1 protein-coding gene is annotated in these 302 nt (G+C 67.2%); it reads right to left on the minus strand.

What is annotated here, in order from left to right; genetic code table 11:
- Positions 1–288 (minus strand): CoA transferase (locus C6N31_RS42800; protein WP_307811622.1); only part of this gene is annotated, 288 nt, incomplete at its 3' end.
- Between the last annotated feature and the right edge of the window lie 14 nt (positions 289–302).

A 302-nucleotide genomic window follows, 5' to 3' on the forward strand; every position in this document is an offset into this window, starting at 1 on the left:
GAACAGGCCGTACGGAGCAATCGCGGGGTGCTGATTGCCGGTGGCTGATGGTTCCTTTCCCGCGATGGTCCAGCTTGTTCCTTGGAAGCTGTGGAGGCCCACCACTGCGGAGAGCAGTGAGGTGCGCACTACCTGGCCGCGTTGGGTGGTGTGGCGTTCCAGGAGGGCGGCGAGCACCGCGGTCACGCCGAAGATTCCGGCTAGCAGGTCAGCGACTGGGGTGCCCACCTTGGCGGGGGCTCCGGGCTCGCCGGTCAGGCTCATGAGACCGGCTTCGCCTTGGGCGATCTGGTCGTAGCCCG

Source organism: Streptomyces fildesensis (assembly GCF_016107395.1).
Taxonomy (GTDB): domain Bacteria; phylum Actinomycetota; class Actinomycetes; order Streptomycetales; family Streptomycetaceae; genus Actinacidiphila; species Actinacidiphila fildesensis.